At 71.1% G+C, this 18,957-nt stretch carries 14 protein-coding genes; 8 read left to right on the forward strand and 6 right to left on the reverse strand.

Translation table 11 applies throughout. The features are described 5' to 3' along the window. Positions 1-70: 70 nt before the first annotated feature. The 4 genes from ACQEU1_RS09925 to ACQEU1_RS09940 form a co-directional block, all read right to left on the reverse strand. Entirely contained in the window at positions 71-2,944 is a 2,874-nt protein-coding gene (locus ACQEU1_RS09925) for an AAA domain-containing protein (RefSeq protein ID WP_433198572.1), read from the reverse strand. A 26-nt stretch (positions 2,945-2,970) separates the two neighbouring features. After that, positions 2,971-4,785: a S8 family peptidase gene (locus ACQEU1_RS09930; protein ID WP_433198574.1), complete on the reverse strand. Its 1,815-nt coding sequence runs from the start codon at positions 4,783-4,785 to the stop codon at positions 2,971-2,973. A 164-nt stretch (positions 4,786-4,949) separates the two neighbouring features. Then, complete coding sequence (locus tag ACQEU1_RS09935) at positions 4,950-5,891, reverse strand: sigma-70 family RNA polymerase sigma factor (RefSeq protein WP_433198576.1); 942 nt, start codon at positions 5,889-5,891, stop codon at positions 4,950-4,952. A 78-nt stretch (positions 5,892-5,969) separates the two neighbouring features. Further along, positions 5,970-7,265 (reverse strand): hemolysin family protein, encoded by a 1,296-nt coding sequence (locus tag ACQEU1_RS09940; protein WP_433198578.1) that lies wholly within the window; start codon positions 7,263-7,265, stop codon positions 5,970-5,972. A gap of 91 nt (positions 7,266-7,356) precedes the next feature. On the opposite strand from ACQEU1_RS09940, the gene ACQEU1_RS09945 reads away from it, so the two are divergent. From ACQEU1_RS09945 to ACQEU1_RS09960, 4 genes are all read left to right on the forward strand, one after another. Then, positions 7,357-7,761, forward strand: a complete 405-nt coding sequence (locus tag ACQEU1_RS09945; protein WP_433198580.1) for an ATP-binding protein — start codon at positions 7,357-7,359, stop codon at positions 7,759-7,761. 70 nt (positions 7,762-7,831) lie between these two features. Continuing rightward, positions 7,832-8,569, forward strand: coding sequence for a hypothetical protein (locus ACQEU1_RS09950; RefSeq protein ID WP_433198582.1), 738 nt, complete (start codon positions 7,832-7,834; stop codon positions 8,567-8,569). A gap of 5 nt (positions 8,570-8,574) precedes the next feature. Next, positions 8,575-9,633, forward strand: a complete 1,059-nt coding sequence (locus ACQEU1_RS09955; protein WP_433198584.1) for a sensor histidine kinase — start codon at positions 8,575-8,577, stop codon at positions 9,631-9,633. After that, positions 9,630-10,235: a response regulator transcription factor gene (locus ACQEU1_RS09960; RefSeq protein ID WP_433198586.1), complete on the forward strand. Its 606-nt coding sequence runs from the start codon at positions 9,630-9,632 to the stop codon at positions 10,233-10,235. Before ACQEU1_RS09955 ends, ACQEU1_RS09960 begins: the two co-directional genes overlap by 4 nt. On the opposite strand, the gene ACQEU1_RS09965 is transcribed toward ACQEU1_RS09960, so the two are convergent. Next, complete coding sequence (locus ACQEU1_RS09965) at positions 10,232-10,876, reverse strand: GntR family transcriptional regulator (RefSeq protein WP_433198588.1); 645 nt, start codon at positions 10,874-10,876, stop codon at positions 10,232-10,234. The two genes, ACQEU1_RS09960 and ACQEU1_RS09965, sit on opposite strands and share 4 nt — an antisense overlap. Positions 10,877-10,933: 57 nt before the next feature. On the opposite strand from ACQEU1_RS09965, the gene ACQEU1_RS09970 reads away from it, so the two are divergent. Both ACQEU1_RS09970 and ACQEU1_RS09975 read left to right on the forward strand, forming a co-directional pair. Next, positions 10,934-11,350, forward strand: a complete 417-nt coding sequence (locus ACQEU1_RS09970) for a VOC family protein (protein ID WP_433198590.1) — start codon at positions 10,934-10,936, stop codon at positions 11,348-11,350. A gap of 1,018 nt (positions 11,351-12,368) precedes the next feature. Next, positions 12,369-13,610 (forward strand): cytochrome P450, encoded by a 1,242-nt coding sequence (locus tag ACQEU1_RS09975; RefSeq protein WP_433198592.1) that lies wholly within the window; start codon positions 12,369-12,371, stop codon positions 13,608-13,610. Here ACQEU1_RS09975 and ACQEU1_RS09980 read toward each other — a convergent pair. Continuing rightward, positions 13,600-14,190 carry a TetR/AcrR family transcriptional regulator gene (locus ACQEU1_RS09980; RefSeq protein ID WP_433198594.1) on the reverse strand — a complete coding sequence of 197 codons (591 nt, stop codon included), beginning with the start codon at positions 14,188-14,190 and terminating at the stop codon, positions 13,600-13,602. The genes ACQEU1_RS09975 and ACQEU1_RS09980 overlap by 11 nt on opposite strands. Before the next feature lie 282 nt (positions 14,191-14,472). On the opposite strand from ACQEU1_RS09980, the gene ACQEU1_RS09985 reads away from it, so the two are divergent. Further along, positions 14,473-17,394 (forward strand): S8 family peptidase, encoded by a 2,922-nt coding sequence (locus tag ACQEU1_RS09985; RefSeq protein ID WP_433198596.1) that lies wholly within the window; start codon positions 14,473-14,475, stop codon positions 17,392-17,394. 796 nt (positions 17,395-18,190) lie between these two features. Next, entirely contained in the window at positions 18,191-18,814 is a 624-nt protein-coding gene (locus ACQEU1_RS09990; RefSeq protein ID WP_433198598.1) for an alpha/beta hydrolase family protein, read from the forward strand. Positions 18,815-18,957: the final 143 nt, after the last annotated feature.

Genomic DNA, 18,957 nt, shown 5'->3' on the forward strand with positions numbered 1-18,957 from the left:
CGCCACGCCCCACCCGTGCCGCAGCACCCCCGCCACGCCTCGACCCGTGGCCCAGCACCCCCGCGACGCCTCACCCTTGCCCCATCGCCAACTCCTGCGCGAGCTCCACCGCACCCCGCGCCGGGTCGTCACCGAACCGGCTCCCGAACGCGTCGTGCACCCGCCACCCCGCGTGGGTGAGCGCGCGCCAGCGAGCGAGGTGCGCCTGCGTCCCCGCCGGGTGCGGGCGCGTCTCGACCGCGACGGCGTTCTCCTTCTCCCCCACCACCAGGTCGACCCGCCACCGCCCCACCGGGTACCCGGTCCGCACGGTCAGCCCGGCCGTCCGCAACTCGCGGGCCAGGCTCGAAGTCCAGGCGTCCTCCGGCTCCTCGCCTGCGGTCTCGGTCGGCGCCACGTCGGCGTGCGCCAGGTACTCGCCGACCAGGCCGGGCGGCTGCGGCACCGACGTGATCACGTGCACCTGGCGACGGGCGCGGGTGGTGAGCACCGCGAGCAGGTTGCGGTCGTTCACGAACCGCCACGCGCCCGGCTTGGCGTCGGCGGCGAGGCTGATCACGACCTCGTCGAACTCGCTGCCCTGCACGCCGTGCACGGTGCCCGCGCGGACGCCGCCGGTGGTGATCTCGTCCAGCGAGAGCTCGCCGAGCAGCGCCTCCTCGACGGCGTCGGCCTGCGCGCGGAACGGCGTCACCACGCCGATCGACCGCACGCCCGCCGCGATCCGCTTGCGGACGTGGGCGAGCACGGCGTCCACCTCGGCCTGGTTGGCGCCCTTGGTGGTGCGCTCGCCCTCGACGCGTTCGGTGTCGATGCAGTCGACGTCGGCGATCGACGGATGGGTGGTCAGCAGGGCGATCCGGCCGTCGTAGAACCGGGTCGCGGCGAACCCGATCAGGTGCGGCGCGCAACGGTGGTGCTCGTCGAGCCAGTGCACGCCGGCCGTGGCCGCGCCCGCGTCGAACAGGCTCACCTTCGGCACGTCCAGGCGGTCGCGCAGGGCCTGGGTGCCCTCGGCGTCGACGGCGGCCTGCACGGCCTGGTCGCTGACGAACGACACGTGCCGCAGCTGGCGGGGATCGCCGCCGATGACCGCGGACCTGCCGCGCAGCAACGCGGGCGCGGCGAGCGGCTGGTCGACGTGGCTCGCCTCGTCGATGATCACCAGGTCGAACATGCCGGGCACGGGCGGGAGGATGTCCTCCACGTCGGACAGCGTGCCGACCCACAACGGCAGCGCCGCCACCAGGTCCGCGCTGTCGATCTCGGCGAGTCCCCGCCGGCGCGCGGCCCGTCCTGACCGCAACGCCTTCGCGAGCGCCGCCACGGCCCTGCGCGCGCCCGTTCCCCTGCGGCTGACCGAGAGCTCCTTGAGCCACGCGGCCGTCGCGGCCCGGCTGTGCGCGTCGTTCTCGGCCAGCAACGGCCGCAGCTCACCGAACGTCGTGCCGTTCGTGGCGATCCGGACGGCCGCCGCGGTCTGCTCCGCCGCCTCGACGGCCGCCGCGAGGTCCACTGTGGACACCTCACCGGCGCCGGTGAGCCTGCGGGCCCTGCCCAGCGCCCGGCTCGTCCGGAGGCTGCCGAGGAAACCGGTGCGCGGTGCCAGAAGTCCTTGCAGCTCGGCGAAGTCGACGCCCGCCGCGAACGCTTTCGGCGCCACCGCTCGGTGTGCCGCCATCAACGCCTGGTGCTTGCGCGCCTCGGCGGCCAGCCGTTCGTCGGTGAGCGTGGTGCCGACCGCGCGTTCGATCCGGGCAACGGCGGCGGAAGCCTTGAGCCGCTGCTGATCCAGGTCGGCCAGCTTGCCCGGATCGCTCGTGGCGGACAGCCCGTCGCTCAGCTCGCGCGCCATCTCCTGCCGCAGTTCGGAGTCGCCGAACAACACCGGCACCGGCCCGCCAGCCCTGCGCAACGCGGCCCCCAGCACGTCGGCGGCGTTGCGGGTGCGGCTCGCCAGCAGCACGGACCTCCCCGCCGCCACGGCGTCCAGCGCCAGCGCGGCGAGCGTGTGCGTCTTGCCCGCGCCCGGCGGCCCGCCCACGACGGTGATCCGCGCCCGCCGCGCGTGCTCGACCGCGCGCATCTGGCTGTGGCTGAGCGGCAACGCCGAACTGACCGGCTCGTCGCGCTCGTCCGGCTCGCTCGCGGCCCCGTACAGCGCCGCGAACGCCGTGCCGTCCAGCCCCTTCTTGCCCGACCAGTCGACCAACGCCGTGCCGTGCTCGGTCTTCACGACCGGCTCACCGGCGTGCAGCCCGGCTCCCACGGCGACCTTGAGCTCGCTGCCGGAGATCAACGACCTGGGGTCGTCGGTCACGATCGGCACGTCCCCGAACCCGGCCAGCCGCAGCGTCTCGGCGATCCACTCCTCGGTCGGCGCGAGCGCGGCCTCCCGTTCCGCGGCCTGCGCCCAGTCGTCGATCAACGGGAACACCCCGGCGTCACCGGCGACGTGGAAGGCGTAACCGAGCCCGAGCCCGTGATGCAGCCGCACGGGCCGTGACACCAGAGGCAGGCACACGCGCCGCCGTTGCCCGCCGATCTGCGCAGGCCCCGCCAGGAACGCCCAGCCCAGCCGCAGCAGCCGGTCCTCCTGGTGCAACGCGTCGTACGCGGCAAGGTGCGCGACCTCGGCCCGCGCCTGCCTGGGCGCGGTCCACGACACCGGTGTCCAGTGCGGACCGTCCTGCTCCAGCGTGATCGCCCGCCACGACGGCTCGTGGTCGCCGAGCCACAGCAGCCCCGCCGCCTTGCTGAGGTCGAGCTGGAGCTTCTGCGGCTGCTCGGCCGCGCTCAGGCGGGCGAGGGTGCGCAGGACGGCGGAGGGGTGCACGCACGTCATCGTGCCATCCGGGCCGGCGGCCTCGCCGGTCTCGCCCGGTTCAGCGAAAAGCTCCGCGCCCCGCACGAACAGTCGCAGGACGCGGAGCTCTCGATGCATTACCTCACAACGACACTAGAAACCCCTCAGAGCGTGAGAGTCCAGGTGTCGATGGTGCCGACGTCGGCCGTGGCCGCGTCACGAACCCGAAGCGTCCAGGTGCCGTTGCGGTTCTCCGACGACAGGTTGACCGTGTAGGTCTGGTCGATGTTGTCGGCGCTGCCGCCCGCGCGGTTGTGCAGGTTGTAGACGGAGCCGTCCGGCGCCACCAGGTCCACCACGAGGTCGCCCTTGTAGGTGTGCTTGATGTGCACCTCGACCTTGCTGCTGGCCGAGGCGGTGCCGGTGCAGCCGCTGAACACCACGGTCGACGTCACGGTCGTGTTGTCCGGGATCGCGACGTCGGTGCCGTTGGTCTGCGGGGCGCAGGTCGCCGCGCCGACCGTCCAGGTGAACGACGTGCTGCCCGAACCACCGGCGGACGCGGTGGCCGTGGCCGTCACGTTGTAGGTGCCCGCCACGGTCGCGGTGCCGGAGATGACGCCCGTCGACGAGTTGATCGCGAGGCCGGTCGGGAGACCGGTCGCCGACCACGTGTACGGCGCGGTGCCGCCGGACGCCGACAGCGTCAGGTTCGCCGTGCCGTTGAGCGCGGTCGTCTGGTTGCCCGGGTTGGTGACCGAGACGCCCGGCACGCCGCCGACGTTGGTGCGCAGCAACAGGTTCGCCGAGTTGGCGCCGGGGTTGGTGACCTTGTTCGGGGTGGCCTGGGCGAGGATCGCCGCGTGCACCTCGGCCGGGGTCTTGCTGGGGTTGTCGGCGAGGTACAGCGCCGCCGCGCCCGCGACGTGCGGGGACGCCATGGACGTGCCGCTCATCGTGGCCGAGCCGGTGTTGTTGCTGTACGACGCGGAGATGATGTTCTCGCCGGGCGCGAACAGGTCGCTGCACGTGCCGTAGGAGGAGAACGACGCACGGGCGTCGGTGCGGCCCGTCGCCATGACGTTGATCGTCTCGGTGACGCGCTGCGGCGAGTACTTGCAGCTGTCGTCGTTGAAGTTGCCCGCCGCGACGACGTAGGTGACGCCACCGCGGATGGACGCGCGGACGGCGTCGTCGAGCACGCGGCTCGGCTCGTTCGCCGTGCCGGTGTAGAGGCTCATGTTCGCGACGGCCGGCAGGACGGCGTTCGCGGTGACCCAGTCGACGCCGGCCGCCTCGGTGGCGACGGAGCCGCCACCGGCGCAGTTGAGCACGCGGACGGCCTTGAGCTTGACGTTCTTCGCGACGCCGTAAGTCGCGCCGCCCACCGTGCCGGACACGTGCGTGCCGTGGCCCTGGCAGTCCTTGCCGTTGCGGCCGTCGGTGAACGCGTCGAAGCCGAACGACGCGCGCCCGCCGAAGTCGGCGTGGTCGTAGTTGATGCCGGTGTCGATCACGTACGCCGTCACGTTCGACGCGCCCGTGCTGTAGCTGTACTTGGCGTCGAGCGGCAGGTTCGCCTGGTCGACGCGGTCAATGCCCCACGACGGCGGGTTGAGCTGGTCGGTCAGGACCTGCACGGTCCGGTCCTGCTCGACGTAGGCCACGGACGGGTCGGCGGCGAGGCGCTTGGCCTGCTGCTTCGACAGCGTGGCCGAGAAGCCCTTGAACGCGGCCTTGTACGTGAAGCCGAGCTTCGCGCCGTACTGGGCGGCGAGCCCACCGGCGCGACCGGCCACCTCGGACCGGGTCAGGTTGTCCTTCAGCACCACGATGTAGTTGTCCGGGACCGCGTTGGGCGCGCTCTCGGCGACGATCGGGCCCTCGGGCTGTGCGGCCACAGCCTGGGGAAGCGCCAGCACGGTGGTGGCGACGGCGACGGCCGCCACCCCGAGCGTGCGCAGGGTGCGTTGTCTCATCACTGCTCCTCTATCGCAGGGAACCGCGTGCGACCGCGGGCCGGCCCTCGACGGCCCTACTGCGTTGCGGTCACACGCGGTTGCGAAACAGCGTTAGTCCGTTATCGGACGTGATGAGTCTTTAGTTGCGACAAGGAGCAGGACAAGCGACTTTCGTACGGTTGTCAGCCGGCGAGCGCGAAAAGATCGTCCCGGTCGCCCGACTGCTTGAGCTGGGCGAGGGACTGCTTCTCGAGCTGGCGGATCCGCTCACGGGTGAGGCCGAGCTCCTCCGCGACCTCCTGCAGGGTGCGGGCACGCCCGTCCTCCAGGCCGTAGCGCAGGCGCATGATGCGGCCCTGCCGTTCGGGCAGGACGTCCAACAGGGACCTGACGCCCTCGGTGAACTCCTGCTGCTCCACGAGATCGGGCGCCGACATGCCATCGGTGTCCTGGATGAGGTCGCCCAGGACCGAGTCGCCCTCGTCGCCGACCGGCGTCTCCAGCGACACGCACGTGCGGGCCGCGTCGCGCAGGTCCTGCACGCGTTGCGGCGAGCACTTGGCCTCGGCGGCGATCTCCTCGACCGTCGCCTCGCGCCCGAGCGCCGCGGACAGCTTCTGCCCGATCTTCTTCAGCTTGTTGACTTCTTCGACCACGTGCACGGGCAGCCGCACGGTGCGGGTCTGCTCGGCCAGGCCGCGCTCGATCGCCTGGCGGATCCACCACATGGCGTAGGTGGAGAACTTGTAGCCCTTGGCGTAGTCGAACTTCTCGACCGCGCGGATCAGGCCGAGGTTGCCCTCCTGCACCACGTCGCCGAACGGCAGGCCGCGGAACGAGTGCTTCTTCGCGACGGACACGACCAGGCGCAGGTTCGCGCGGATCATGTGGTCCTTGGCGCGCTCGCCCTCGGCGACGAGCCGGCGCAGCAGGCGCGGCTCGCGCTTGCCGATCTCGCCGGTCTCGAGCAGATGTGCCGCGTAGACACCGGCCTCGATGCGCCGCGACAGGTCGACCTCCTCCGCGGCCGTGAGCAGCGGAGTGCGGCCCACGTCGCGCAGGTACTGGCCGACCGAGTCCCCGTCCTGCTGTCCGGACGCGCGGTTCTTCAGATCTGCGGGCATGACAAATCCCCCTTGTCCGTTGGCAGGAGTGACAGCCGGAAGTGGCTGCACTGATGTGTAACGGTTAAGAGGCCCTGGTCATTCCGCGGTTTCGCCTGTGACCTCAACCTCACTCGACTGCGTTCGCCGCAGCCTGACCTCGGTGATGGCGTGGTGTTCGACCCGCAGGACCTCGATGCTCCATCCTGACACCTCGACCACGTCGCCTGGTTCTTCTGGAATGCGGCCCAGGATCAGCAGCACCAGTCCGGCGACGGTCGCGTACTGCCCGGCGGGCGCGTCGCGCAACTCCACACCGACGTCGATCAGGTCGTGCACCGGGAACGTGCCGGGCAGCTCCAGCGACCCGTCCGCCCCCGTCCTGACCGCGACCACGTCGGAGTCCGTCTCGTCGTAGATCTCACCGACGATCTCCTCCAGCAGGTCCTCCAGCGTCACGATGCCGTCCACCGCACCGTGCTCGTCCACCACGAGCGCCATCTGCTCGTGCTCGGCCTTCATGCGCCGCAACGCGTCCGTGACGCGCACGGAGTCCGGCAGCACCATCGGCGCGCGGGCGACGTCGGCGAGCACCGCGGTGTCGTCGAGCAGGTCACGCAGGTGCACCACGCCCAGCACGTCGTCGAGGTGACCGTCCTTGGTCACCGGCGCCCGTGAATGTCCGGACCTCGCAAGGACTTCCCGCGCGGTGGCGGTGCCCAAACCTGATTCGATGATCGTCACCTGCCTGCGCGGCACGAGGACCTCGCGCAGCCGGCGTTCGTGGATCTCCAGCGCGCCGGTCATGATCGTGCGTTGTTCCTGGTTCAGATGTTGTTGCACCTCAACGAGATCACGCAGTTCCTCCGGTGACATCTGCTCCTCGTCGGCGTTCGGGTCGCCACCGAAGACGCGCACCACGACGTCGGTCGACTTCGAGAGCAACCACACGGCGGGGCGCGAGATCGTCGAGAGGAAGTCGAGCGTGCGGGCGACGATCTTCGTCCACCGCACGGCGTACTGCATCGCGAGGCGTTTGGGGGCGAGCTCGCCGAAGACGAGTGTGACGAACGTCAGGACCACGGTGACGAGCGCGATCGCGACCCCGTTCGCGGCTCCTCCGAGGAAGCTCAGCAGCGGCACGATCGGGGCCGCGAGCGACACGGCCGCGGTCGCCGAGGCGAGGAACCCGGACAGCGTGATGCCGATCTGGATCGTCGCGAAGTACCTGTTCGGATCGCGGGCGAGCCGGACGAGCCTGCGATGTCCCTCCCGTTCCAGCGACCGGAGCTGACCTTCGCGCAACGACACGAAAGCCATCTCGCTGCCGGCGAACGCCGCGTTGAGCAACACCAGGACCGCGACCAGCGCGATGTCGAAGCCATAACCGTCCACGCGTTTGGGGTAGCACGCACGGTGGTATTTCGCACCCTGACGGCCGTCTTGAGCAGCCAGGAGGGCCCAGCGCGAACGAGGTGGGATGGAGATGGACACCCCAGAAGTGCTGAGCACTTCCGCGAGGACCGTGCACACCCTGCCGGAGGGTGAGCCCGATCTCGCCGCGATGCGTGTGTGGATCGGGACCTTGCTGAGGGACCTGTCGGAGGACGTCCGGCTCGACGTTCTCCTCGTGTGCACGGAGCTTGCCAGCAACGCGTACGAGCACGCCGAAGGACCACGTGCCGTGCGGGTGCAACGACATACCGGCTTCGTCCGGGTGGAGGTCGACGACCACACCCCGGCCGAACTGCCGCAACTGGGGAAGTCACGGCTCGGTGACTCCCGCGGGCGAGGTCTGACGTTGATCGCCAAGCTCTCGCGGTGCTGGGGCACCCGTGAGTTCACCGGCGGGAAGACGATCTGGGCCGAGATCGACTCACAGGTCGTCTAGGCGTTTCGCCCAGGCGACTCGTGACACGGCACGGATAGGACTTGCACCGGGATCGTTCGAGTCTCGTCGTATGACAACAACGGTCCTGCCGGCGCTGCGGTCGCCGGTCGTGCGCCACGGCGCCGAGATGCTCGTGGCGATGCTCGTCGGGATGGCCCTGCTCGGGCCCCTGTGGACGCCGGAACGGGTCGAGCTCGCGGCCCTGTGGATGGCGGCGTCGATGTCGGTGCCGATGGCGTTGTGGATGCGCTATCGCGGCCACGGGCGGATCTTCGAGATGTGCGCGGCCATGGTCGTGCCGTACGCCGTGGTGCTGGTGCCCCACTGGGCCGGGCTCGTGTCCGCCGGCGTCGTGGAGATGGGCGGGCACCTGCTGATGCTGCCCGCGATGGCGTTCGTGCTGGTCAGGTACCGGCACGAGCACGGGACGCCGAGCGCGAACCCCGTGATCCGGTTCCTGGGCGACCGGTGGCCGGCGGTGATCGCGCTGGCGCTCACCTTCGACTTCTGGGCAGCGCCGGTGGTGCCTCCGGTGTGGACCCTGCTGCTGATCCAGGCGATCTACCTGGTCCGGGGCCGGACGCTCGGGCAGCTCGTGGTGTTCGGGCTGTACGTGCTGCTGGCCGCCGCCGTGCTGCTGGTGTCGCCGTGGACCGGGGCGTTGCTGATCGCGCTCGGTTGGGGCGCGCACGCCGTGTGGGACCTGGTGCACCACGTGCGCGACGCCGTCGTGGCGCGCTGGTGGTCGGAGTTCTGCGGGGTGTTCGACCTGGTCATCGCCGTGACGATGCTGGTGGTCCTAGTCTGATGGCGATGAACGACCTTCCGCACACCGCGTTGCGCGGGGCCCTGCACCTGCTGTGGGTGAGCTCGCTGATCGTCCCGCTGGTGTCGGTGTTGCGCGAGCCGTCCGCGTTGCGCTGGCTCGGCGTGCTGGGGCTGCTGGTGGTGGCCGTGGCGTTCGCGGTGACGTTGCGGGGCGGGCCGCTGTGGGTGCTGGTGGCCGCGGTGGCGGTGTCGATCCCGCTGGTGGCGCCGGTGGGGCCGGACTCGCTGTCGACGTGGGCGTGGATCGGGGGCGCGGCGGCGGGGTTCGCGCCATTGCTGCTCACCGGTCCGTGGCGGTGGCTCGCGGCCATCGGCGGTGTGGTGGTCTCCGGGCTGGTCGGGTTCTTCGTGACGCGCGACCACACGGCGTACCAGATGATCTCGGCGTCGGTCGGGGTGACGATCATCGCGATGGCCGGGCTGCCGATGTGGTTCGCCGGGCTGCTCGGGCAGGCGCGGGCGGGCCGGGAGGCGCAGGCGGAGCTGGCCGTCAGCGAGGAACGGCTGCGGTTCGCCCGCGACGTGCACGACCTGCTGGGGCACCGGCTGACGGTGATCGCGCTGAAGGCGGAGCTGGCCGGGCGGCTGGCTTCGTCCGACCCTGCCCGGGCTTCTTCGGAGGCGTTCGAGGCGCAGCGGCTGGCGTCGTCGGCGTTGGAGGAGGTGCGTGACGCCGTGCACGGCTATCGCGCCGTGGATCTCGCGGGGCAGATCGAGGCCGTGCGGAACGTCTTGCAGGAAGCCGGAATCCGGTGCACGGTCACGTCGGCCGATGTTGCCGGTGAGCGCGCCACGCAGCTCGCGCTGGCGTTGCGGGAGGCGTGCACCAACGTGTTGCGGCACAGCCACGCGACGTGGTGCATGATCGACGTCTCGGCCGGCTCGGAGGTGCGGATGACCGTGACGAACGACGGCACGTTCAAGCCCTTGGCCGAGGGCAACGGGATTCGCGGGGTGCGGGAGCGGGTCGTGGCGGTGGGTGGTCAGGTGTCGGCGGAGAAGTCGGGGGACGTGTTCACGTTGCAGGTCGTGGTGCCCACGTGATCAGAGTGCTGCTGGCCGACGACGAGGAGCTGATCCGCGACGCTCTGGCGGCTTTGCTCGATCTCGAGCCGGACCTCGAAGTGGTGGCGCGCGCCGGCGACGGCCGTGCCGCCGTGGAGGCCGCACGGGCACATCGCCCCGACGTGGCCGTGGTGGACCTGCAGATGCCGTCGCTGGACGGCCTGGAGGTCACCGAGGAGCTGGCGCGCGTGCTGCCGTCGTGCGCCGTGGTGATCCTGACGGGCCGCGGCCGCCCGCCGCACCTGCAACAGGCCCTGCACGCGGGCGCGCGGGGCTTCCTGCCGAAGGGCTCGCCGGGCGGCACGCTCGCCGACGTGATCCGCCGCGTGCACGCCGGTGGCCGCTGGGTGGACCCGGCCCTGGCAGCCGACGCCCTGGCCGCGCCGCCGTGCCCGCTGACGCAGCGGGAGCTGGAGGTGTTGCGGCTCAGCGAGTTCGGCACGCCGGTCGCGGAGATCGCCTCGCGGACCTCGCTGTCCCCTGGGACCGTGCGCAACCACCTCTCGGCGGCGGTGGCGAAGCTGGGGGTCGCGCACCGTTCGGAGGCGTTCGCCGTGGCGCACGAGCACGGCTGGCTCTAGTCGGTCTTCGCCCGGAGCACGTCGAACGCGTGCTTGCGGTGCTCGGCGAACAGCTTCAGCGCCCCTTCGGCGTTGCCGAGCCGCAGCGCCGCCACGAGGTCGCGGTGCTCGTCGCGAATCTGCTCGAGGTAGCCGTCGGAGCTGAGCTGCACGCGGGTGATCAGGAACAGGTGCACCTGCGACCGGATCGCGTCCCAGGCCTGCGCGAGCCTGCTGTGGCCGGCGGCGGCGTACACGGCGTCGTGGAACGCGATGTCGCACCGCACCATCTCGTGCGGCGTCTCGGCGCGTTCCATCTTCTCCGCGGCCAGCGCGATCCCGTCCAACGACGCGTCGATGGCCACGACCCGCTCGACCGCCAGCACCTCCAACGCCCCGCGCAAGCTGTCGAGCTCGGCGACGTCCTTCGCGCTCAGTTGCGCGACCGTGGACCCCTTGTGCCACTCGGTGTGCACAAGCCCTTCGCGCTCCAACTCCTTCAGCGCGTCCCGCACAGGCCCGCGACTGACTTCGAGCACCTCAGCCAACTCGACCTCGCGCAACGCGGCACCCGGCGCGTAGGTGCCCTCGAAGATCGCCTCGCGGATGACGTCCGCGACCTCGGTCCCCAACCCCCGACGCCGAGCCGGCCCCAATGCCATGTAGCGATGTTAACAAGACAACATGCCACCCGCTTGTCATCTTGTTAACATTCCTACATGCCCACCATCCCACGCTTCCACCTGGCCATGCCGGTAGACGACCTGGCCGCCGCCCGCACCTTCTATGGCGACACCCTCGGCCTGCCCCAGGGCCGCAGCTCCGACACGTGGATCGACTGGAACCTGCACGGCCACCAGTTCGTCACGCACCTGGCCCCGAGGACCGAGCGGGTCAGCAACCCGGTGGACGGCCACGACGTCCCAGTCCCCCACTTCGGCCTGGTCCTGACAGTCGACGCCTTCCAGGAACTGGCGGACAAACTCCGCGCCGCCAACACGAAGTTCGTCATCGAGCCCTACGTGCGCTTCAGGGGCGAGCCGGGCGAACAGTGGACGATGTTCCTCCTGGACCCAGCAGGCAACGCCCTCGAATTCAAGGCGTTCGCAGACGACGCCCAGGTGTTCGCAGTCTGAAACCGGAACGCCTCAGGAGTGGCGGGCGGCACCGGCAACGAGGCGCCGCCCCACCGCCCGCCACCCAGCCCCGCCTGACTGCGGCCCAGGCTGCTCACCGCCACTCACGCCCGCTGCCGCCCCACCCCGCCTGACATCGACCCGAAGCTGCTCGCGCCACCCCGCCGGCCGCAGTCCAGGCTGTTCGCCGCCACTCAGGCCGCGCGGCACCACCTAAGCCGTGAGGCCCCCGCCGCTCCGCCCGGACCTGGCGCGCCAGTACCTCCCGCAGCCCACACTGTCCCCGCCGCGCCTCCCGCACCCCGCGCGGCCTGTCATTCGGCGGCCGCCCTCACCTCTCCAACCTCGTCCGCCCTGATCCCGCGCCTGCCCGCGCGCTGCCTGTCTCGCTCTGCCTCTCGCCCCAGCTTCACCCGCCCCGCCCGCCCCACACCCCAGCTTCAGTCGCCCTACCTCTCACCCAGCTTCGCCCGCCCTGCCTTGCCCCGCGCGGCCCGCCTCGTCCCTGTTTCGGCCCGCCCTGCCTGCCGCCCGCCCCGCCTTGCCCCGCGCCACCCTGCCCTGCCCCGCGCCGCCCTGCCCTGCCCCGCGCCGCCCTGCCCCGCGCCGCCTGTCCCGCGCTGCTTCGCAGCGATCGGCCTGCCACCCGCCTTGCCCTGTCTCGCCCACTCCGCCCTGCCGCCCCGCACAGCCCGCCCCGCCTCGCGCCACCCCGCCTCACGGCGCTCTGCCCTCCGCCCCGCCTTGCCCCGCCTTGCCTCTCCACCCGCCCAGCCTCTCCACCCGCCCAGCCTCTCCACCCGCCCAGCCTCTCCACCCGCCCGGCCAGCCCACCCGTCCGGTCTCGCCCCACCCGGTCTCGCCCGCGGCCGGCCCCTCCCCTGATCTCGCGCCCTCCCCCAGCCCCCACCCCGTTAAAGCACAGGCAAAATTCTTGCACGTTGCGCAAGTTTCGGTAGCGTGGAGGTGACGCCGAGCCACGACCCGGTCACACCGGGTCAGACAAAGGGGGAACCCCATGACCACGGCCGAGCGGCAGCGCAAGGCGCAGGAGCTCTTCCGCCCCCAGCTGCCCGAGGAACTCGTCAACCGGGGCGGGTGCCCGTTCGACCCCAGCGCCGGGCTGACCGAGTTGAGCGAGCGCGGGCGGGTCCACCGGATCGAGCACAACGGCGACAACGTCTGGCTCGTCACCGGTCACGACGAGGCGCGGGCGGTGCTGGCGGCGCCGCAGATGAGTTCGGACCGCATCAACAGCCCGCGTGCCAGGGCGATGCTGTCGCCCGAGTTGCACGCCGAGATGTTCCCGCCGGAGCGGCGGGCCGGGTCGTTCATCTTCATGGACGCGCCGGAGCACACGCGCTTCCGCCGGCTGCTCACCGGGCAGTTCACCGTGCGCCGGATGCGGGACCTGACGCCGCGCATCCACGAGATCGTCACGGCTCAGCTCGACGCGATGCTCGCGAAGGGCGCGCCTGCGGACCTCGTGCACGACTTCGCGTTGCCGGTGCCGTCGCTGGTGATCTGCGAGCTGCTGGGCGTCGACTACGGCGACCGGGACGAGTTCCAGAAGCGCACGTCCAAGCTCCTGAACCTCAACACCACGGTGGACGAGCAGATCAAGAACACCACCGAGATGCGCGCGTTCATGAAGAGCCTCGTGCTCGCCAAACGCGCCAACCCCGGCGACGACCTGCTGTCCGGGCTCGTGAAGGACACCGACCTCACCGACGACGAGCTGACGGGCATCGCGAACCTGTTGCTGATCGCGGGGCACGAGACGACGGCGAACATGTTGGCGCTGGGCACGTTCGCGTTGCTGGAGCACCCCGACCAGTGGGCGAAGCTGCGCGACAACCCCGAGCTGGTCGACAACGCGGTCGAGGAGCTGCTGCGCTACCTGTCGATCATCAGTTCCGGGGTGTCGCGGCACGCCAAGGAGGACGTCGTGATCGGCGGCGTCACCATCCGGGCCGGGGACACGGTGGTCGTGTCGGTGCCCGCGGTGAACCGGGACGACAGCCAGTACGACGACCCGCACGCGTTGCTGGTCGACCGGCCGCGCGGGCACCACGTGGCGTTCGGGCACGGCATCCACCAGTGCCTCGGCCAGCAGCTCGCGCGGGTCGAGATGGTGGTCGGCTTCACGGAGCTGCTCAAGCGGCTCCCCGCGCTCAAGCTCGCCGTGCCCGCCGACGAGGTGCCGCTGCGGACCGACATGTCGATCTACGGCGTGCACTCGCTCCCGGTCACCTGGTGAACCCGGCGCCGAGCTGGTCGATCATCCTGCCGACCAGCTCGGCCGCCGTGTAGCGCTCGGCGGCCTGGGGCGTGTCGAGCCACCACTGCACGACCGCGCGCATTGACGCGAGGATCGTCGAGGCCGTCACCGCCGGGTACGGGTCCACGAGGGGGTCCACGCCGCAGCGCGCCGCGATAGCCGCCGTCAGCGCCTGTTCGCGGGCCGAGTAGGCGGCGAACACGTGCGGCAGCAACGCGGGGTGGCGCCGCAGTTCGCGCAGCTGCCGCAGCCGTTCGAGGTCCACGTGGCTCGGGTAGATCGAGTCGACGGCCTCGCGCAACGCCACGAGCACCGGCTCCTCGGCCGGGCGGGCGGCGAACTCCTCCACGAACGCGAGCGCGGTGGCCGTGTCGCCGGCGACGACCGCCTCCTCCTTGGACGAGAAGTAGTTGAAGAACGTCCGCAGCGAGACGCCGGCCGCCCGCGCGATCTGATCCACCGTCACCCGGTCGAGGCCGTGCTCCACGCACAGGCTCCAGGCGGCGTCGCCCAGGGCTTCCCTGGTCGCCGCCTTCTTGCGTTCACGCAGGCCCGTCACGGCAGAAAGAGTAAAGCGTACCGGAAATTGGTGTAGACCTTGTCCGCCAGGTGAGCACGTCACTACGGTCCGTGAGATCGCTCCCACGACATCACGGAGGACCGGGTGCGCCTACTCGGAGTCGTCGTACTGGCCGGTGCCCTGCTCACAGCCGGTCACGCCCAAGCCTCGCCCTCACCTGCGGAAACGTCGCCAAAACCGACCCGCCCGGTCACGTTGGTCACCGGTGACCAAGTCCTGATCGGACAAAGAGCGATCAAACCGGCACCCGGCCGCGAACGCGTGCTCTTCTCCACCTACAACGTCAAGGGCCACGAGTACGTCGTTCCCCACGACGCCATCCCGATGATCGCGGACGGCCGCCTCGACGAACGCCTCTTCGACGTCACCGAACTGGCCACCTACGACGGTGCCCTGCCGGTCATCGCGACCTACCCGCGCGGAACCCTGACCGCGCAGGCGCAGCCCGGCCTCCAGCTGCGCAGCATCAACGGCGTGGCGTTCGACGCCGCCAGGACCCCGCTGGCCGGCGGCCAGTCGCTGACGGCCTCCGGTGCCGAGAAGATCTGGCTCGACGCCAGGCGCCAGGCGAACCTCGACCGCAGCGTCGCGCAGATCAACGCCCCCGCCGCGTACGCCGCGGGCTTGACGGGCAAGGGTGTCACGGTCGCCGTGCTCGACACGGGCGTCGACAACACCCACCCGGACCTCGCGGACCGCGAGATCGGCGAGCGCAACTTCTCGTCGTCGGCGGACAACGTCGACCGCTACGGCCACGGCACGCACGTCGCGTCCATCGTCGCGGGCACCGGCGCGAAGAGCGGCGGCAAGTACCACGGCGTCGCACCCGAGGCCAAGATCCTCGACGTGAAGGTGCTGGGGGACAACGGTTCCGGCAACGACAGCGGGATCATCGCCGGCATGGAGTGGGCGGTCGAGCAGGGCGCCCAGATCATCAACATGAGCCTCGGCGGCTACGACACCCCCGAACTCGACCCCCTCGAAGAGGCCGTCAACCGCCTCACCGACGAGAAGGGCGCGCTGTTCGTCGTCGCCGCGGGCAACCTCGGCCCGTCCGCCCGCACGATCGGCTCGCCCGGCAGCGCCACGTCCGCGCTGACCGTCGGCGCCGTCGACCGCGACGACAGGATCGCGGAGTTCTCGGCGCGCGGCCCGTCGCAGTCCGGCACCCTCAAGCCCGACCTCACCGCGCCGGGCGTCGGCATCGTCGCCGCCCTGCACGCGGCGGGCAGGATCGGCGCGCCCGTCGTCGAGGGCTACACCGCGCTCGACGGCACGTCGATGGCGACCCCGCACGTCGCGGGCGCCGCGGCCCTGCTGAGCCAGCAGCACCCCGGCCTCAGCGGCGCGGAGCTGAAGGCGCGGCTCACCGGCACCGCCACGCCGACGTCCGGGCTGACGCCGTTCGAGCAGGGCACCGGCCGGGTGGACGTGGCGAAGCTGATCAAGCAGAACGTCACCTCGAACCCGACCAGCGTCGACTTCGGCGCGCACCAGTGGCCGCACACCGGCGAGGCCGCGCTGACCCGTGAGATCACCTACTCCAACGCGGGTTCCGAGGCCGTGACGCTCGACCTGTCGGCGGACACGACCGGCGCGTTGTTCAGCGTCTCCCCCGCGCGCCTGACGGTCCCGGCCGGCGGCACCGCGAAGGCCACCGTCACCGCGGACATCGCGAAGCAGCCGGCGGGCGGCGTCTTCGGCGGCGCGGTCGTGGCGAGCGGCCTGCGCACCGCCGTCGTCGCGGACCTCGAGGTCGAGAGCTACGACGTCAAGGTGGTGGGCGTCGAGCGTTCCGGCGCCACGACGACGTCGACGTTCGCCAGCATGATCAACGTCGACACCGGCGCCCGCGTCTGGCCGAACACGTCCACGGGCGTGGCGCGCGTCGCCAAGGGCCGCTACATCCTGAGCGGCAGCGTGATGTCGTCGTCCGGCGCGTACACGCACGACGTGATCAACTACCCGAACCTGACCGTCACCGGCGACACGACGGTCGAACTGGACGCGCGCAAGGCCAAGCCGGTCAAGGTGACCCTGCCGGTCACCGCGCAGCTCTCGTTGCTGCAGACCGGTTTCGAGCGCGTCGTCGACGGAACCGCCTACACCATCGGCAACTTCTCGGTCGGCGGCGTCGTCGACCACCTCGGCGTGGCGAGCATCGGCCCCGACTCGAAGGAGGTCACCGGCAAGATCGCGACGTTCTGGACGGCGGGCTCCGACTTCTACGGACTCGCCTGGTACAGCAAGGGATCCGCGCCGAACGGCCTGACGAAGACCGTCGCGCGCAAGGACCTCGCGTCCGTGCGCGTCGACATGCCGGCGCTGAAGCCGGGCCAGACCGCCTCGATCGGCCACACCTCGTCCCCCGAGGGCCGCGCCGACTGGACGTACGGCTCGCTGGACAACTTCGTCCCCGGCCCGCGCACCGAGTACTACGGCGGCGACGGCGGCGACTGGTCCCGCCGCTTCAACCTGTTCGACGAGACCGGCAACCTGGGCTCGCTGAGCACGCCGCTGCGCCACTACAAGCCGGGCCGCTCCTACGTGGAACCGTTCAACCGCGCGGTGTTCGGCCCGGCGCTGCCCGAGTCGCGCGACGTCCCGCACTCGTTCCGCGCGGGTGACTTCGTCCGCATCACGGTCCCGCTCTACGGCGACAACGCGGGCAACGAGGGCTACTCCCCCGTCACCGCGGCCCAGACCGTCCTCTACCGCGACAACGTGAAGGTCATCGACTCGAACCAGCCGGGCTGGGGCCTCGCCGACGTCCAGCCGGGCGCCGCGAACTACCGCCTCGTGGCCACCGCCACCCGGCCGGGCCCGCTGAGCACCACCGTGTCCGGCGCATGGACGTTCCGCAGCGACACCACCAAGAGCCAGACCGCCCTGCCGCTGTCCGTCATCCGCTTCACCCCGCAGCTGGACGACGACGGCTACGGCCGCGCCGGCCAGATGCTCGCCGTGCCGATCTCCACCCAGTCGCAGGTGGGCTCGGTCCGCGTCACGTCCGTCGAGGTCTCCTACGACGGCGGCACGACGTGGAAGCGCACGCAGATCACCGGCAACCGCGTGCTGCTGGCCCACCCGAAGGACGCCAAGTCGGTCTCCTTGCGCGCCAAGGCGTACGGCAACGACCAGACCGTGGAGCAGACCATCGTCAACGCGTACCTGCTCCGCTGAGAAAGGCGCCCGCGCGCTCCCGAGCCCACGAGGCGAAGGAGCGCGCGGGCCTCTCCAGCACGTCCTCGACCTCACCCGGAAGCCGCGCGGTCGCCGCGTTCCTGGTGAGCGCACGCACCTGCCACGAGAATCGTCATGGCGCCGACCGCAGGACCTGTGGCCAGGTGGAGATCAAGGCGAAGGAGCGAGCGTGCGCGAGCTGACCGACGAGATCGTCGTGTCCCACCGGCCTCAGCCACCGAAGCCCGCGCCGACCGGGGTGAGCGTCCCCGGCCGGCACGTCGCCCGGCACCGGCACGGCTGACCTGCCGCGATCACCTATCCGCCACCCGGACGAGTGAACCTCGTCCTGATCCACGCCTGACGCCCTCTAGTAGATGTCCGGAAACCATGGTCATCTTCGCCCCGCAAGCGGAAGGGCGGGAGGGCGGCAGCAGGAATGCGGCAGGGCGGACACCGGACCGAGGCTCGGCAGGCAGCGAACGCCGTGTTCGGACGAAGCACTCGGCGACAACGCGGCCGGCGTACGGCGGCCTCGGGTCGGCGCGGTCCAGGAAACGGGTACGCGCGGTGGTGGCGGGGACAGAACACCGAGCTCCGCCGCCTCGATGGCACCCTCCTCGGGCGCGTCCCCTGATCGCACCTGCTGCCACCCCACAACTGGCCTCCGCGGCACCGCCCTGGGCGCGCAGGAACACCTGATCCACCGGACCCACAACGGCCTCGGCCCGGACGGACTGCTCGCCCTCCCGCTCGGCGAGGCGCGCCGCAGCGGGCCGTTCCGCTCGTCACGATCGTGCACGGCGGGCCGTACGACCGGTTCACCGACAACCTGCAGCTGCACTGGGTGCCGTCGGCGCAGTGGTTCGCCCACCAGGGGATCGCGACCTTCCTGCCCAACCCGCGCGGCGGCCTGGGCCACGGGCACGAGTTCGCCGAAGCCGTCGGCGGCCGGGTCGGGCTCGAGGAGTGGCACGACATCGAGAACGGCCTCGACCTGCTGGTCTCCGAAGGAGTCGCGGACCCGGACCGGCTCGGCATCGCCGGCTGGAGCCACGGCGGGTTCATGGCCGCCTGGGCCACCACCAGGACCGACAGGTTCAAGGCGGCCCTGGTGGGCGCGGGCATTTCGGACTGGCCGCGGCAGGTGCGCGACGGCGAGTGGGGCGCGTTCGAAGCCGCGCTCGCCGACACCCCGGAGCGAAGCCCGATCACGTACGCCCACGAGATCACGACGCCGATGTTGATCGTGCACGGCGCCGAGGACACCAACGTGCCGGTGGAGCAAGCCGAGCTGTTGCACGCGGCGGTGAAGCACTCCGAACTCGTGCTCTACCCCGGCGAAGGGCACTCGCTCCGCCAGCGTGAGCACAGGCTGGATCTGCTGAACCGAACCAGAAGGTTGTTCGCGAAGCTCTGAAGTTTGCGCAAGTCTTACGCAACGGCGGCAAGCCCAGAGCAAGCCCGTGCAAGCGCGCGTATCGAGATCAAATCAATTTTCGGGGCAGGTTCGGGTCCGAACCGACCGCAAACCCCTCTGTCCAGCCGCTGGTGATCGCCCTT

Origin of the sequence: Lentzea sp. CA-135723 (assembly GCF_050936595.1) — a bacterium.
In the GTDB taxonomy this organism is placed as follows: Bacteria; Actinomycetota; Actinomycetes; order Mycobacteriales; family Pseudonocardiaceae; genus Lentzea.

Excerpts from the sequence above, each read along its gene's own strand:
- ACQEU1_RS09925 (WP_433198572.1), bottom strand. The coding sequence starts at position 2,944 with ATGCATCGAGAGCTCCGCGTCCTGCGACTGTTCGTGCGGGGCGCGGAG.
- ACQEU1_RS09930 (WP_433198574.1), bottom strand. The coding sequence starts at position 4,785 with ATGAGACAACGCACCCTGCGCACGCTCGGGGTGGCGGCCGTCGCCGTC.
- ACQEU1_RS09935 (WP_433198576.1), bottom strand. The coding sequence starts at position 5,891 with ATGCCCGCAGATCTGAAGAACCGCGCGTCCGGACAGCAGGACGGGGAC.
- ACQEU1_RS09945 (WP_433198580.1), top strand. The coding sequence starts at position 7,357 with ATGGACACCCCAGAAGTGCTGAGCACTTCCGCGAGGACCGTGCACACC.
- ACQEU1_RS09950 (WP_433198582.1), top strand. The coding sequence starts at position 7,832 with ATGACAACAACGGTCCTGCCGGCGCTGCGGTCGCCGGTCGTGCGCCAC.
- ACQEU1_RS09955 (WP_433198584.1), top strand. The coding sequence starts at position 8,575 with ATGAACGACCTTCCGCACACCGCGTTGCGCGGGGCCCTGCACCTGCTG.
- ACQEU1_RS09965 (WP_433198588.1), bottom strand. The coding sequence starts at position 10,876 with ATGGCATTGGGGCCGGCTCGGCGTCGGGGGTTGGGGACCGAGGTCGCG.
- ACQEU1_RS09970 (WP_433198590.1), top strand. The coding sequence starts at position 10,934 with ATGCCCACCATCCCACGCTTCCACCTGGCCATGCCGGTAGACGACCTG.
- ACQEU1_RS09975 (WP_433198592.1), top strand. The coding sequence starts at position 12,369 with ATGACCACGGCCGAGCGGCAGCGCAAGGCGCAGGAGCTCTTCCGCCCC.